The sequence below is a fragment of the Rhizobium sp. 18065 genome, assembly GCF_902706095.1.
GTDB lineage: Bacteria > Pseudomonadota > Alphaproteobacteria > Rhizobiales > Rhizobiaceae > Allorhizobium.
The window spans coordinates 207,867-223,609 of record NZ_CACSJP010000006.1; the positions used below are offsets into that span (position 1 = coordinate 207,867).

Annotated in this window: 14 protein-coding genes; 8 read left to right on the forward strand and 6 right to left on the reverse strand. The window is 60.7% G+C overall.

Going from position 1 to position 15,743, the window contains the following annotated elements; genetic code table 11:
- Positions 1-6: 6 nt before the first annotated feature.
- Positions 7-744, forward strand: a complete 738-nt coding sequence (locus tag GVK95_RS16025) for an alanyl-tRNA editing protein (RefSeq protein ID WP_159951395.1) — start codon at positions 7-9, stop codon at positions 742-744.
- 21 nt (positions 745-765) lie between these two features.
- Positions 766-2,199: a 3-mercaptopyruvate sulfurtransferase gene (sseA, locus tag GVK95_RS16030; protein WP_159951397.1), complete on the forward strand. Its 1,434-nt coding sequence runs from the start codon at positions 766-768 to the stop codon at positions 2,197-2,199.
- Positions 2,200-2,249: 50 nt separating this feature from the next.
- Here sseA and GVK95_RS16035 read toward each other — a convergent pair whose 3' ends face one another.
- Positions 2,250-3,161 (reverse strand): DUF4344 domain-containing metallopeptidase, encoded by a 912-nt coding sequence (locus GVK95_RS16035; RefSeq protein ID WP_159951399.1) that lies wholly within the window; start codon positions 3,159-3,161, stop codon positions 2,250-2,252.
- Positions 3,162-3,345: 184 nt separating this feature from the next.
- Here GVK95_RS16035 and GVK95_RS16040 point away from each other — a divergent pair, with 184 nt between their 5' ends.
- Positions 3,346-3,813, forward strand: coding sequence for a DUF1203 domain-containing protein (locus GVK95_RS16040; protein ID WP_159951401.1), 468 nt, complete (start codon positions 3,346-3,348; stop codon positions 3,811-3,813).
- A 123-nt stretch (positions 3,814-3,936) separates the two neighbouring features.
- Here the strand turns inward: GVK95_RS16040 and ald are convergent, their stop codons facing one another.
- A complete protein-coding gene (gene ald, locus GVK95_RS16045) occupies positions 3,937-5,055 on the reverse strand; it encodes an alanine dehydrogenase (RefSeq protein WP_159951403.1) in 1,119 nt (372 codons plus the stop codon).
- Between the two features lie 156 nt (positions 5,056-5,211).
- Here ald and GVK95_RS16050 point away from each other — a divergent pair, with 156 nt between their 5' ends.
- From GVK95_RS16050 to GVK95_RS16065, 4 genes are all read left to right on the forward strand, one after another.
- Positions 5,212-5,673, forward strand: coding sequence for an Lrp/AsnC family transcriptional regulator (locus GVK95_RS16050; RefSeq protein WP_159951405.1), 462 nt, complete (start codon positions 5,212-5,214; stop codon positions 5,671-5,673).
- Positions 5,674-5,767: 94 nt separating this feature from the next.
- A complete protein-coding gene (locus GVK95_RS16055) occupies positions 5,768-6,103 on the forward strand; it encodes a PilZ domain-containing protein (RefSeq protein WP_159951407.1) in 336 nt (111 codons plus the stop codon).
- Between the two features lie 236 nt (positions 6,104-6,339).
- Positions 6,340-6,696 carry a PilZ domain-containing protein gene (locus GVK95_RS16060; protein ID WP_159951409.1) on the forward strand — a complete coding sequence of 119 codons (357 nt, stop codon included), beginning with the start codon at positions 6,340-6,342 and terminating at the stop codon, positions 6,694-6,696.
- Positions 6,697-6,836: 140 nt separating this feature from the next.
- Positions 6,837-8,825, forward strand: a complete 1,989-nt coding sequence (locus GVK95_RS16065) for a bifunctional 2',3'-cyclic-nucleotide 2'-phosphodiesterase/3'-nucleotidase (protein ID WP_159951582.1) — start codon at positions 6,837-6,839, stop codon at positions 8,823-8,825.
- Between the two features lie 90 nt (positions 8,826-8,915).
- Here the strand turns inward: GVK95_RS16065 and GVK95_RS16070 are convergent, their stop codons facing one another.
- The gene (locus GVK95_RS16070; protein WP_159951411.1) at positions 8,916-9,875 is read right to left on the reverse strand and encodes a LysR family transcriptional regulator; all 960 of its coding nucleotides are present in this window, start codon (positions 9,873-9,875) and stop codon (positions 8,916-8,918) included.
- Between the two features lie 130 nt (positions 9,876-10,005).
- Here GVK95_RS16070 and GVK95_RS16075 point away from each other — a divergent pair, with 130 nt between their 5' ends.
- Positions 10,006-10,620 carry an NAD(P)H-dependent oxidoreductase gene (locus GVK95_RS16075; RefSeq protein ID WP_159951413.1) on the forward strand — a complete coding sequence of 205 codons (615 nt, stop codon included), beginning with the start codon at positions 10,006-10,008 and terminating at the stop codon, positions 10,618-10,620.
- A gap of 54 nt (positions 10,621-10,674) precedes the next feature.
- On the opposite strand, the gene GVK95_RS16080 is transcribed toward GVK95_RS16075, so the two are convergent.
- From GVK95_RS16080 to GVK95_RS16090, 3 genes are all read right to left on the reverse strand, one after another.
- Positions 10,675-11,931, reverse strand: a complete 1,257-nt coding sequence (locus tag GVK95_RS16080; RefSeq protein WP_159951415.1) for a GGDEF domain-containing protein — start codon at positions 11,929-11,931, stop codon at positions 10,675-10,677.
- 90 nt (positions 11,932-12,021) lie between these two features.
- Positions 12,022-15,165, reverse strand: a complete 3,144-nt coding sequence (gene amt / locus GVK95_RS16085; RefSeq protein ID WP_244618785.1) for an ammonium transporter — start codon at positions 15,163-15,165, stop codon at positions 12,022-12,024.
- A gap of 207 nt (positions 15,166-15,372) precedes the next feature.
- Positions 15,373-15,696: an HlyU family transcriptional regulator gene (locus tag GVK95_RS16090; RefSeq protein ID WP_159951417.1), complete on the reverse strand. Its 324-nt coding sequence runs from the start codon at positions 15,694-15,696 to the stop codon at positions 15,373-15,375.
- Positions 15,697-15,743 lie beyond the last annotated feature (47 nt).

The window sequence follows — 15,743 nt, forward strand, 5'->3', positions numbered from 1 at the left end:
ACTAGCATGCCGACCACCGCTCTTTATCGCGACGATTTCTATCTCTCGACATGCGAAGCGGTGGTGACGGCTATCCACGACGATGGCGGCATCGAACTCGACCAGACCTGTTTTTATGCCACCTCCGGCGGCCAGCCCGGGGATCTGGGCTTTCTGGAACGGCAGGACGGCAGCCGCATCGATATTGCACTGACGCGCCATGGCGAGACCAAGGACGTCATCCTGCACCAGCCGGCCGAGGGCCAGCCGTCACCAGCACTCGGCGAAACCCTGGTCCTGCATATCGACTGGCCGCGACGCTACAAGCTGATGCGCATGCACACCGCCTGCCATCTGCTTTCCGTCGTCTGTCCGTTTCCGATCACCGGTGCTGCCGTCGGCGAAGAGGAAAGCCGCGTCGATTTCGACATGTCGGAGACGATCGACAAGGATCAGGTCACAGCCGAGCTGATGAAGCTGGTCGCGGAAAACCACCCGGTTTATCTGCAATGGATCACCGACGCCGAGCTGATCGCCAATCCCGGAATCGTCAAGTCGAAGAATGTCCGCCCGCCTGTCGGGCTCGGCCGGGTCAGCCTCGTCGCGATCGGCGAGAACTCCGCCGTTGACAGCCAGCCCTGCGGCGGCACACATGTTTCGGAGACCCAGGAGGTCGGCGCGATTCATATCGCCAAAATCGAGAAAAAGGGCAAGGAGAACCGCCGGTTCCGCATCCGCTTTGGTGTTCCGGAGGTCTCCGCCTGAAACAAGGTACGGGAGAACAGCATGTCCGGGGAAAGAAGCCGTTTCGTCGTCTCAGCAGACTGGGTCGAAAAGCATCTCGGGGCTCCCGAATTCAAGCTTGTCGACGCATCCTGGTATCTGCCGGCCCATAATCGCAATGGCGCTGCCGAATATGCGAGCGGTCATATTCCCGGCGCCGTGTTCTTCGATCAGGACGTGATCGCCGACAAAAGCACCAGTCTTCCGCATTCCCTGCCCTCGCCGGCCTTCTTTGCCGATGCCGTCGGCCAGCTCGGGATTGCCGCAACCGACACCATTGTCGTCTATGACGGGCCGGGCTTTTTCTCGGCGCCGCGCGTCTGGTGGATGTTCCGCGTCATGGGCGCACAGCGCGTCTATGTGCTCGACGGCGGGCTCGACGGCTGGAAAGCCGACGGCCGCAAGCTGGAAATCGACCTGCCCGAGCCGGAGCCTGTGACGTTTGACACCCATTTCGACCGCGCCCGGATCACCTCGTTCGACCAGATGTCGGCCATCGCCGACAATGGCGACCGGCAGATTGCCGATGCGCGCCCGGCCGGCCGCTTTACCGGCGAGGAGCCGGAGCCACGCGAGGGCATGCGCTCAGGCCATATGCCGGGTGCGCGCAGCGTGCCGGCATCGATGCTGGCTGAAAACGGCCGCCTGAAGGATCTCGCCACCCTGCGCTCGATCTTCACCAATGCCGGGATCGACCTGTCCCAGCCGGTTGTGACCAGCTGTGGATCCGGCGTGACGGCTGCGGTCGTCACGCTTGCCCTGGAATCGCTCGGCCATACCGACAATTCGCTCTATGACGGTTCCTGGTCGGAATGGGGCTCCAAGACCGACACACCGGTGACGACGGGTGCAGCCGAACCCCTGACGTCAAGGACCGAAGGGCCGCTGACCGCCCATGTCACCCGTCTCGAAATGACGGCACCGCCGAAGTCCAGTCTGCCGGTGCCGGTCAATATCCAGACGGCGATCATGCGTACCCAGGAAATCCCGCTCGCCTTCTACCGCTTCCTGCATCGCCAGGTCGGTGCGCGCTGGCACTGGTACGAGCGCCTGCGCATGACCGACGACGCGCTGAAGGCGATCATCCACGATCCGAAGGTCTCGATCTCGGTTCTCTACGTGAACGGCGCGCCGGCCGGCTTCTATGAACTGTCGCAAGAAAACGAAAAGCTGGTCGAATTGTCCTATTTCGGCCTGTTCGAATACGGCCTGGGTCTCGGCATCGGCAAGTGGTTCCTGCTGCAGGCGCTCTATGCCGCCTGGACGAGCAATCCGGACAAGGTGACGGTCACGACCAATTCGCTCGACCATCCGCGCGCGTTGCAGCTCTACCAGCAGTTCGGCTTTTCACCGGTCGAGACATTCAACGCGCTGGTCGAGCCGATGACCGAGCAGGAATTGCTGCAATTGATGAAGCGCGACGGCGCGACGTTCTGACATGTGCGGCAGCACCCGCTTCGTCGCGACCGGCGAAGCGGGTGCTGCCGTTACTGATCGGATGCCGCCGCCTTGAGTGCGGACACCATGCCACCCTTTACGTCAGCGGGCGCCTGCGCCTGCGGCTCGCCGTCCGGTGAAGACGACGCGCGGTTTTCCTCGAAATACTGGCTGACCAGATCGGCGTGATGCGCGGCGAACTCGTAGCAGAACGTGATCTCGCGGGCCGCAGGATCCCAGAATGCATTGATCACCCCGCAGGTCTTGGCCGTCACCTTGATGCCATCGGGAATGTTGTATCCCTCGCCAAAGGTCGCCGAGATCGCTTCGAGTACCTGGCCCTCTTTCAGCATGTCTTCGATATATTGCAGATCGTCGCCGGCCGGCTCGTAGGTGACGGTAAAATTCGAGGTCTTGCTGTCGTCGACATAAGGATCGAGCACGCCCCACCAACTGTCGCGCGTCTGCGCGTATTCGTCGACGCACTCCTCCCGGCGATCCTGCGGAAATTCGAGAGAATCGATGAACGCCTTGAAATATTCGGGATCCTTGCCCGACATCATGCAGACCAGCGCATAGGCGCGCTGCTTGTTCAGGCCGTGCGTGCCCTGGAAATCCGCCTCTTCGAGCCCTTGCGCATTCGCCGCATCGATCAGGAACCAGCCATCGGCCGCGTCCTGCATCGCCGCCCGCAACTCCTCGTCCTCGCTCTCCAGCAGCATCACCGAGGACAAGCCGTCGACGGCATCCTCTTCGCGGCCGAGAACCGGCAAGCCGAGTTCCGAGACCAGCATGTGGCCCCCTTCATGGAAGAGGACGAAGATCGCGTTGTTGACCACGTATTTGCGGCCCTCAGTGATCTCCTCCTGGGTCAGATCCGCCTTTGCCGAACCCGCCGGCATGGCGAAGAATGCGGCGCAAGCGCCGCCGAGCGCGATCAGCGCAGTGGTAAAATGTCTCATGGAATGCCCCGACCCCGTTCAGCTGGCCCCTCTTGCTGGCTCGACGCTAGCCGAAACAGCATAGCCAAGAGAATCTCCATTTTTGGTGAATGTCGCATCGACTCGCAAGAAACGGGTGGAACGGGCCGGCGGCACTTCGCATGATGCGCGCACATATCCGCAAAACCATCAGCGAGAGACAACCATGACCCTGCGCTTCACCGCCATTCCCACCGATGAACTGATGGCATATCAGGCCGGCGCGCCGGATGCCTATGGTCTTGTTCCCGAAACGCGGCAATCGCCGGGCGGCAGCTATCCGTGTCGCCATTGCCTCGGCTTGATCGAGGAAGGCGAGCCCTATCTGACACTTGCCTATCGCCCGTTTCCGAGCCTGCAGCCCTATGCCGAGACCGGACCGATCTTCCTGCATGCAGCCCCCTGCACACGCTATGCCGCGAGCGAGATCCTGCCACCGATGCTGGAAAGCCCGGACTATATCGTGCGCGGCTACGGTGCCGACGATCGCATTGTCTATGGAACGGGTGCCGTAACGCCAACGATCGCGATGGCCGACCGTGCCCGGGAATTGCTTGCCGATCCGGCGATTGCCTATGTGCATGTGCGCTCGGCACGCAACAATTGCTATCAGTGCCGGATCGAGCGCAGCTGACAGGACCGGCGGCAGCGGCCCCATAGAAAAGGCCGGCCGATGATACGGCCGGCCCAATTGGCCGCGTTCAATCAAACGCTGCGGACGTCACGCAAGGTAAGGTGACTGGAGAGATCCTAGCCCTTACGCAACGTTAAGCAGCGATTCTGCGGCGAATGCCGGATATCCGAGCGCCTCAGCCACCGGCTTGTTGGTAATGCGACCCTTGTGCACATTCAGGCCATTGCGCAGATGGCGATCCTCGGCAATCGCCCGCATTCCATGATCGGCCAGCGCCAGACCATGGACCAGCGTCGCATTGTTCAGCGCATGAGCAGAGGTGACCGGAACAGCACCCGGCATGTTGGCCACACAGTAATGCACGACCCCGTCGACCTCATAGGTCGGGTCGGAATGGGTCGTGGCATGCGAGGTCTCGAAGCAGCCGCCTTGGTCGATGGCGACATCGACAATGACTGCGCCCTTCTTCATGCCTGTCAGCATTTCCCGCGTCACCAGCTTGGGCGCTGCCGCGCCCGGGATCAACACCGCGCCGATGACGAGATCGGCGGAAAAGACTTCCTGCTCGAGCGCATCGATCGTCGAATAGACGGTATGGATCCGGCCGGCAAAAAGGTCGTCAAGCTGGCGCAGCCGCGGCAAGGAACGGTCGAGAATGGTCACATCGGCACCAAGTCCGACAGCCATGCGGGCGGCATGCAGGCCGACGACGCCGCCACCGATGACGGTGACCTTGGCCGGCAAGACGCCCGGCACGCCACCAAGCAGGATGCCGCGGCCGCCATTGGCCTTTTGCAGCGCGGTAGCGCCCGCCTGGATCGCCAAGCGCCCGGCGACTTCCGACATCGGCGCCAGCAAAGGCAGGCCGCCACGCTCATCGGTCACGGTCTCATAGGCAACCGCGGTGACACCCGATTCGAGCAGGCCCTTGGTCTGTTCCGGATCCGGCGCCAGATGCAGATAGGTATAGAGAATTTGTCCGTCGCGCAGCTGCACCCATTCGGATGGCTGCGGTTCCTTGACCTTGACGATCATGTCGGACTTTTCGAACACGTCCTTGGCAGAGGCGGCAATCCTTGCGCCGGCCGCGATATAGGCATGATCGTCTGCGCCAATGCCGGCGCCGGCACCCGTTTCAATCAGAACGTCGTGACCATGCGCCACGTATTCGCGCACCGCTCCAGGCGTCAGCCCAACACGATATTCATGGTTTTTGATTTCCTTCGGGCAACCGACACGCATTCAGCGTTCCTCTCCATTTCGGCGGCAAAGCCGCTATTCAACACGGCTTGAATTGAACCATTCTTGCTTGCGAATGTCCTTGCAAAATGGGTTTGCCAGCCATGCAACTTTCGCAGATAATTGCGTCATATTGATATATCTTGAGGAATTATTCGAATGTCTGCACTCGACAGCATCGATCTTGCCATCCTGAAGGCTCTGCAGGAAAACGGGCGGATGACCAATGCCGAGTTGGCCGAAAAAGTCGGCCTGTCGGCATCCGCCTGTTCGCGGCGCCACGACATGCTGGAGAAATCCGGCGTGATCAGCGGCTATCATGCGCGCCTGTCGCACAAGGCGATCGAGTACAAGATGATGGTCATCGTGCATATCTCGCTGTCGGGCCAGTTCGCCAAGACGCTGACGGAATTCGAGGCGGCGGTGAAGCGCTGCCCGAACGTTCTGGTCTGCTATCTGATGTCGGGAGAATACGACTATATCCTGCGCGTCGCGGCCAAGGATCTCGAAGACTATGAACACATCCACAGGGACTGGTTGTCCGCCCTTCCCCATGTCGTGAAGATCAATTCGAGCTTTGCCCTGCGCGAAATCATCGATCGTCCCAATGTGGGGCTATAAAACCGACGATTGCAGAAAATCCTAACGATTGAATTCAACCGGTTCTTACGTTTCGTCTCTACCGTGGTCCTGTCTCAATGGCTGGAACAATCAAATGAGCAATAATCTCACCATGGACGTGCGCACATCGCCGAGAAGCCGTTGCCGTGTCGACAGTCGTGTGCGCCACCTCAAGCAGGAGGCCGATGCCCGCGTGATCAACATTTCGCGCACGGGTCTCGCCCTTGAACTGTACAGCCAGCTTCATGCCGCCGCCGGCAGCTCTGTTATCATCGAGAACGATGATATCGGCCTGATCGAAGGCACCGTGCGCTGGAACCGCAGCGGACGGCTGGGCATCCAGATCAAGCAGAACAGCAATTCGCTCGCCAAACTGGCGGCTTATTTCCGCAACTTCCACAAGGAAGTCCGTCCGGTCCTGACGCGTTAGGCGTCCGACACCCATCCTCTGTCCGCATCGAAAAAATGGACGCTTCGGCGTCTGTTTTTGTTGGTGCCGGGACAAAACCCCCACCTATTTACGGTAAAATGGCTCACTTGAGGGCAGAATACCCTATTTCTTCTAGGTGAAAATCCGGCATTTTAACGAGATCGGCGAGGTCCTGTTCATTCCCATGGCGAAACTTGGCGGCATTTCTTTCATTCCTTTTCACGGAGCGATTAGTCATGCTTGCTGCCACACGTCAGGAAAGCGTCAACAATAGTCAGGACGGTCGTCAAACCCAGCGCATTCGCTGTCGCTTCAAGGGGACGCTGGACTACCTCAGCCAACAGATCGACATCCGCGTCATCGACATTTCCCGCACCGGCATGGCGCTGCATCTGGAGGGCTGGATCGAGGCCAAGCGCGGCAGCACGGTCACCGTCAGGACAACGGAACTGGGCCTGATCGAAGGCACTGTGCGCTGGTACCGCGCCGGCAAGATGGGTCTGGAATTCGGACAGACCAGCAATACCCTGGCGCAGATCTCCGCCTATTTCCGCCATTTCCATCGTGACCCGGGAAACATCCACGGCCGCTAGCTGCGCGAAAAAAGCCGATACTGCGGATCATATGCCTGTCATTTACACGCCTGTCATTTTCGGGGTGCAACTGCCTTGAAAGCGACCTAAACTCCTCAACTTTAAAGACGGTATTTCCTGAAGGAGCCCCCATGCCCCGCATGCCATTGTCGATCGATCTGCATCCGATCTCACGCCGCTCATTGCTCGGCGGCCTTGCCGCCACGGCCGCCCTCGTCACCCTGCATCCCTTTGCTGCCCGGGCCAACGGCAGCCAGGCGCATCTGCGCCTGATGGAAACCACCGACATCCATGTCAACGTGATGCCCTATGACTATTATGCCGACAAGCCGAACGACACGATGGGTCTGGCACGCACCGCCTCTATCATCGATTCGATTCGGGCCGAGGCCGGAAACTCGCTGCTGATCGACAATGGCGACCTGCTGCAGGGCAATCCGATGGGCGACTACATGGCCTACAAGAAGGGCATGAAGGCCGGCGACCTGCATCCGGTGATCAAGGCGATGAACGTGCTGGGCTATGATTGCGGCACGCTCGGCAATCACGAATTCAACTACGGCCTCGACTTCATGTTCAACACGCTCGGCGGGGCCAATTTCCCGATCGTCTGCGCCAACCTGACCAAAGGCACGCTGGCGGCCGATCCCAAGCTGGATGAGTTGCATTTCAAGCCCTATGTCATTCTGGACAAGATGATCCGCGACGGATCCGGCGCGGAGAGCCCGATCAAGATCGGCTTCATCGGCTTAGTGCCGCCGCAGGTCATGGTCTGGGACGCGAAGAACCTGGAGGGCAATGCCCAGACACGCGACATCGTCGAGACTGCACGCGCCTGGGTGCCGCGCATGAAGGAAGAAGGCGCCGATATCGTGATTGCGCTGTCGCATTCCGGCATCGACGGCCACGGTCAGACAGAGCGGATGGAAAACGCCTCGCTTTATCTCGCCGGCGTCGAAGGCATCGATGCGATCTTCACCGGCCACCAGCATCTGGTCTTCCCCGGCCCGAAGGATTTCGTCGATGTGCCCGGTGCCGATCCGGTCAAGGGCACGCTGCTCGGCAAGCCCGCCGTCATGGCCGGCTTCTGGGGCTCGCATATGGGCCTGATCGATCTGTTGCTGGAAAAGGACGGCAAGAGCTGGAAGATCGTCGACTTCACCTGCGAAGCCCGGCCGATTTCGCATCGCGACGAAAACAAGAAGGTGGTCGCTGACGTCAAGGACAAGCCGGAAGTGGTGGCCGCGGTCGCCGCCGAACATCAGGCGACGCTCGACTATGTCCGCACCCCGGTCGGCAAGACATCGGCGCCGCTCTATTCCTATTTCGCCCTGGTCGCCGATGATCCGTCGGTGCAGATCGTCTCGATTGCTCAGACCGCCTATATCAAGGACATGCTGAAGGATGGCGACCTGAAGGATCTGCCGGTCCTGTCGGCCGCAGCCCCCTTCAAGGTCGGCGGACGCGGTGGTGCCGACTATTTCACCGACGTTCCGGCCGGCGACATCGCCATCCGCAATGTCGCGGATCTCTACCTCTATCCGAACACGATCCAGGCCGTCGCGATCACCGGCGAACAGGTGAAGAACTGGCTGGAAATGTCGGCCGGCATCTTCAACCAGATCACTCCCGGTTCCAAGGACACAAGCCTGATCAATCCGGATTTCCCATCCTACAACTACGACATCATCGACGGCGTCACCTACCAGATCGACCTCACCAAGCCGCCGCGCTTCGACAAGGACGGCAAGGCGATCCATCCGGAATCAAGCCGCATCGTCAACCTGCAGTTTGCCGGTCACCCCATCGATCCCGGCCAGCGCTTCGTCGTGGCGACCAACAACTACCGCGCCGGTGGCGGTGGCAAGTTCCCGGAAATCGCCGGTGACAAGGTCGTCTTTGTCGGCCCCGACACCAATCGCGACATCATCGTGCGCCACATCGTCGAACAGGGCACGATCGACCCGCAGGCCGACGGCAACTGGTCGTTCGCACCGCTTGCCGACACCACAGTCACCTTCGAAACCGGCCCCAAGGCGCGCGACTATCTCGCCGCCATCAAGGGGGTCAAGATCGAGGATGCCGGCGAAGGCACAGACGGTTTTGCCAAGTTCCGCCTGACACTCTGACCGCGTCGAACGACAACAGATCAAGGCCCGCGTTCTTCGAGATCGCGGGCTTTTTTTGTTGTGCGGATCAGGCACGGTTACCGAGTCAATTCAGGCTGATACAGCCAAGGGTTCGTGTCGCACATCCGGTAGAATTCCGGTCAGGTCGGACGGGCAGTTGGACAGCCGCTCGCGAAACGCGTCGATCATCCAACTTGCGGCCGGACCCGGCGGATTGGCGGTCTTGCGGATCGCATAGAGATTGTAGGAGCCCTGCTCGTAGGCATCCAGATCGAGCTGCACCAGCCGACCGCTCATCAGATCCTCGCGGATCACCGAGGCCGGCAACCCGCCCCAGCCGAGCCCGCGACGCAGTAATTGGTATTTCGTCGCGATGTCACTTACCCGCCAGGTCTTGTAGGACAGGACGTTGAAGTCGCGACCGACAGTCAGCTCGGAGGCGTCGCTGACCACCAGTTGCACCTCTTCGCGCACATCGACCAGCGTCAATGGCCGGTGCAACAATGCCAGGGGATGGTCGGCTGCGGCGACCGGCAGCAGGTAATTGTGTCCAATGCGCTCGACAAGAAGCGAATCGTCCTGCCGGAGCAGTGCGCCGCCGATACCGATTGTCGATCGGCCGTTCATCACCAGTTCCATGATCCGGCCGAGTTCGCCGACTTCCAGCCGCAGCGACACCGATGGAAACGTGTCGCGAAACGCCTTCAGCACTCCAACCATGACCTCCGTCGGCACCATCACGCTAATCGCCACGGACACCTCCGCCTCGAGGCCCTGTTTCATGCTGGTTGCGCGGGCCCGCATGACCTGCAGGTCGCTGACGATCCGGCGGGCATCGGCGAGCATTGCCGTGCCCGCCTCCGTCAACCGCGGCTGACGGGCTCCGTTGCGCTCGAACAGGCTGACGCCGAGCTGCGTCTCGAGATTGCCGATCGTGTAGCTGATCACCGACTGTGCGCGGTTGAGCTGTCGTGCGGCGGCGGAAAAGCTGCCGGCATCGGCAACCGCGAGAAAGACCTGCAACTGGTCGAGGGTGGGGTTTGCGTCCATGGGAGGCATCCAATTATTCGATACTATCGATCTACATTATCACAGTTTTATCGATGGCCCAATCATCCTATCTCGGGGCTACGGCGGCGTTACCTCCAGTCGCTGCCACGCAACGATCAAGGAAATTCCCATGTCTTCCATTCTTCTCGTCACATCCAGCCCGCGCGGCGCGGAATCGCTTTCGAACTCGGTTGCCACCGACCTTGCGGCAAAGCTGAGCGCCCAGACCGGTGCCGTTGTCGTCAAGCGTGACCTGGCCGCTGACGCGCTTGACCATGTCGACGGCACCTTCACCGCTGCGATCCGCAAGCCGGCCGCGGACCGCAATGCCGCCGAGGCAGAGGCCGCAGCCGTATCCGACGCACTGGTCCAGGAACTGCTCGCCGCCGACACGATCGTCATCGGCACCGGCCTGATCAACTTCAACATCTACTCGTCGCTGAAGACCTGGATCGACCACGTCGCGCGCGCCGGCCTGACATTCACCTACACGGAAAAAGGCCCGGTCGGCCTTGCCACCGGCAAGAAGGCCTATCTGGTTCTCGCCGCCGGCGGCGTCTACTCGTCCGGCCCTGGCGCACCGATGAACCATGCCGAACCCTACCTGAAGACCGTTCTCGGCTTCATGGGCATCGAACTGGTCGAAACGATCTATGTCGAAGGCCTGGCCTATGGTCCGGAAGCGGCAGAAAAGGCTGTTGCCGCAGCCCATGCCAAGGCTGCCGAGCTGGCACTGGCTGCCTGATACACTGCCTCGCGGTTAAAGCCTCCAAATCCGGCGACACGTTCGCCGGATTTTTTATGCCATCTGGCGTCCGATGACACGATTGCGGCCGTCGCTCTTGGCCCTGTACAGCCTGACATCGGCAACGGACAGCACCGCATGCAGACTGGTCCCGTCGACCGGCGCGCTTGCGACACCCATGCTGATCGTCACCGGCTCGCCGTCCGGATTGCGGATGTCGGCGGCGACACGCTCACGCAGCCGCCCGGCGATGCGCAGGGCATCCTCATGTGCCAGATCCGGCAGCACCAGAACAAATTCCTCCCCGCCATAGCGGAAGACGAAGTCCTGCGGCCGAACGGCTTTGCTCATGGTCTCGGTGATCTCTTTCAGCAGCTCGTCGCCGACAAGATGACCAAAACGGTCGTTGATCTGCTTGAAGTGATCGATATCGATGATCACGATGCTGGCAGGTTTGTCCTGGCTGAGGGCCAGTGCCAAAAGCCGCGGTGCATCGATTTCCATGCGGCTGCGATCCAACAGGCCGGTCAGTCCATCCCGACCCGTGCGCGCCAGCAGATCCTCATAGCGTTCGCGGAAGGTCAGGTCGTGGAAGACATCGCGGACCTTGCGCTGGCGACCGACCATGCGCCCCTCGCTGAGATAGACCTGATAGAGGGCGAACAGCGCGGTATAGATCAGTACCGCAACCATCTTTGCCTTCAGTCCACCCCAGAACACGTCAGCTGGTGCGCCATAAAGCAGGTTCAGCATGATGAAGAAGCCGATCTGGTCGAAGACCAGGATCACCGCACCGCAAATTGCAAAGCGCAGCACCGTGCGGCGCGGCAGCCAGCGGCCGAGCCGTTCATAGAGCAGGATGATGCCGATCGAATCCAGATAGAGCAGGGTCGTTCCCCAGAGCATCAGGGCACCCATGTCCTGCAGGAATGTGAAATCGGCTCTCTGGTTTGCCGTCGGCTCGACGCTGTAGTGCAGCAGGAGCAACTGGGCGATGGCCAAGGTCACCAGATTGCCGAGAAAGAGACCATAGATCGGCTGGCGGACAGTTGACGCATCCTCCTTGATATAGAGCATCAGGATCATCATCAGCTTGCCGGCAAAGAAGATCGAGGATCCGGGCGACACGATACCGAATGGCAGCGTGACGTAGAAGACTGCGGCCAGATAGGTCTCGACGAAGTGCATGACGCCAAGAGCGGTCAGGAAGACGCCGAGCCCGATATAGGTGCGCAGGTGCAGCAGCGTCGTCATCAGGGCGAAATACAGCACCGCCTCGGAGACAAAAAGAACCAGATTCCACATTTCCATGGCAATGCCCTGCGTCACGCTTTGAAGCCGAACCCGGCTTCCTATGTCATTCCCGGATCGCTGCTCAGACCGAAGCAGCGATGCCGTCATTCAAGCCCCGAGAGACACAGGTCGCGGCAGATCTGTCACTGTGCGCCCAGTGCCGAATTCCCGCTCCGTGCCCGTACGCATAACGAAGCTTGCGACTTTTTGCAGTTCGTTCGCGATCATCGGCGACACTATTTTTGGTGCTTCGGCAACTGGCACCGGCCGCCCGAGCAGATAGCCCTGCAATTCCTCGCAACCGGCAGCGGCAAGGTAGAGCGCCTGATCCAGTGTCTCGACGCCCTCCGCCACCACACTCATCCCCAGGCCGCGCCCCAGGTCGATGATCGACCGCACGATGGCATTGGCGGTTTCTTCCGTGCCAAGGGCGGCCACGAAACTGCGGTCGATCTTGATCACGTCGAAGGGATAGCGGCTGAGATAGCTGAGCGAGGAATATCCCGTGCCGAAATCATCGAGCGCAATGCGGAAACCGAGATGCTTCAGATGCGTCAGGATGTTGAGCGCGCGGTCGTCATCATCAATCAGAACGCTTTCGGTGATCTCCAGTTCCAGCATCTGCGGCCTCACGCCGGTCGAAGCCACGCAATGGCTCAAATCGGCAAGGAAATCCGGATGGCGGAACTGCACCGGCGAAACGTTGACGCTGAGATGCATATCCTTGGGCATTGCGGCCAGCAGTCGGCAGGCGTCGGCCAGGACCCAGGCGCCAAGTGCAACGATCTTGCCCGACACCTCGGCCACCGGAATGAAATCGTTCGGCTGCACCATGCCGCGCTCCGGATGGTTCCAGCGCACGAGCGCCTCATAGCCGGAGATCTCGGCGGTGGCAGCCTTTACCCGCGGCTGCAGAAACAGCTCGAATTCGCCGTCGGCAAGCCCGCGCTCGATATCGGCTTCCAGTGCACGGCGCTTTTCGATCAGCTCGTCCATACCGTCGCGGAAGATCTTGAACGTGCTGCGGCCGGATTTCTTCGCGTGATACAGCGCAACGTCGGCGCGACCGATCAGTTCGTCCAGCGTCGAGGCGTGTTCTGGGCACAAGGCACCACCAACGCTGACGCTGCATTTGATGAATTCGCCGTGGCCGGTATCGAAGGGTTGCCGGAACGCGTCGACCAGTCGCCGACCGAAATCCTCGATCTGTGTCTTGAAATGTGTATTGGCGAGGATGATGGCAAATTCGTCGCCGCCCAGGCGAGCAGCCAGATCGCGTGGCCCCAGCGTCCGGCTCAAACGCCGCGCCGTTTCGCGGATAACTTCGTCACCGGCCGGATGGCCATGAAGATCGTTGACGTCCTTGAAGTGGTCGAGATCGACAAGGATCACGGCGCATCCCCAGTTGGAGTTAGCGCGTTCGACATGCATGGACAGCGTCTCGGTGAACAGGGTGCGATTGGCCAGTCCCGTCAGCGGATCGTGCTGGGCCAGATGCCGCATGCGTTGTTCGACCGCCTTGCGTTCCCTGAGGTCGACAAGGCAGCTGATGCGGATCTTGCGTCCACGGTATTCGATATTGCGGCCGCGCGCCTCGATCGGGATCTGCTGGCCGTCGGCTCGCACGACGTTGAATTCGCGCAGCATATCATCGTCGGGATCAGGCTCCTCCGTCAGGCGCTGCCGCCCCTCTTCATCGACCAGATCGCCGATCGGACGACCGATCAGCTGCTCCAGCGGCAGGCCCACCAGAAGTCCGAGCTGCTGGTTTCCGTCGATGATCAGGCCATTCTCGTGCATGACAATCGCCTCGAACGTGGCATTGGCCAGCGCAGCAACACGGTCGGATTCCTCTTGGTCCCGGATCATCGACTGCAGCTCGCTGCGCCCGCGCTCTTCCTGTTGGATCGTGTCCATCAGGCTGTTGAACAGCCGCGTCAGCTTTTCGGCCTCGTCGCCGGGATCGACCGTGAGACGGTGGCTGAGATCGGCCGTGCCACCGACCAGCTCGGACAGGGCATCCTCGACATGGCCAACACCCAGCCGCGTTCCATGTTCGGCAATGTTGAGGCCAATCTCCTCGACGGGCGCCGACACGCGGATCTGGATCAGCCGATCGAGCGCATAGAAGAACACATAGCCCAGACCGAAGGACCAGTAGAAATTCAGCGCCGAGCCGAAGACCTGCACATAGAGCTGGCCCAAACGGCTACCGGCAGGCAGATGCTCGACGGGTGCAAGAAGGGCCAGTGCCAAAGTGCCGGCGACACCGGCAAACGCATGCACGCCAATGGCCCCGACGGCATCGTCAACCTTCATGTATTCTTCGACGAACTGATTGCCGTAGACGGCGACAGCCGCACCCAGCGCACCGACCAGCAGCGCCCCGCCCGGCTCCAGCACATGACATCCAGCCGTCACGGCAACCAGCGCGCCCAGCATGCCGGCAAGCGATTTTTCGGGCAGCACCACGCCGTCCTGTTTGAAACCAAGCAGGTAGCCGACGCATGTTCCCATGCCGCCGGCCAGAACCGTATTCATGATAATGGGCGCCACATCGAGCGAGGCCTTGAGGGTGGAACCGCCATTGAAGCCGATCCAACCGAAGAACAGGATCAGTGCGCCGCTGGTGGACAGGACGGGATTGTGCCCGGCAATGCGCACCGGCCGGCCATTGACATCAAAACGACCGAGCCGTGGCCCGAGCACCATGCAGGCGGCAAGAGCGATCCAGCCGCCGGTGGCATGGACCACGGTCGAGCCGGCAAAATCGACGAAGCCGAGATTGGCGAGAAACGCGCCGGAATTGGGGCCCAGCGCCGTGCCCCAGGCCCAGTGGACAAAGATCGGATAGATCAGCGCCGACAGGACGATCGAACCAAAGACATAGGCGACGAGCTTCATGCGTTCGGCCACGGCGCCGGAAACGATCGTCGCGGCGGTGCCGCAGAACATCACCTGGAAAACGAAGAAGCCGGCGACCCAGCTGTCGGTTTTCTGCAGGAAAAACAGGTCACCATCGACGCCGAATGGCAGCCAGCCGGTCTTGCCGAAGGCCAGCATGAAACCGACAGCGGCGAAGGCCACCACGCCAAAGACAAAATCGAGCAGGTTCTTCTGGGCGACGTTGATCGAGTTCTTCGAGCGGACCATGCCCGCTTCCAGCAGCAGGAAGCCGACCTGCATCATCATGACCATGCCGGAGGCCGCCATCAGCCAGGCAAGATCAGCCGGATTGTAGACAGTGGCCACCTGGTCGTCGGCCGCAAATGACGGTGTTGCGACAAGAGCTGTGAGAACAGCTCCGAGGCAAGACGGCAAAATGGTCGATCTGACAATCGAAAAATTGGAAAACACTTACGGAACCCGGAAAATTGAGCCGGGTTCATTTGATGGCAGAGGATTTAACAATGCGTGTGTGTGGGTAAGCCTTTTTTCACCAAAAGAAGGATTTTTTCCTCAGGCGCTACGCTTTTCCTCGCCATCGGAGAAAAGCGACGGGCCATTCTGATCGACGATCTGCTGCGCCTTGCGGAACGTGCATTCGAGCGCGTCATCGAGCGAGGAGAAAATGTCGGCCCGAATAAACGTGCGCTCGAGCGTGCGTCCCGAAACGTCCTTCACGATACGCCCGGCCAGACGATACTGGCCACCCTCGCGGATCGGCTCGGCATGGATAAGGCAATCCTTGTAGACCTGCGGCTCGGCAACGGGTGCCTGGGCCGCTTCGGATGAGGAGCTGCCGGTGAAGATCGAAAGGATGCGCGCGATAATCGATGTCATGTCCGCTCGATAGCACAGCTCGCGCCGATGAGAAAGCCGATGCGGTG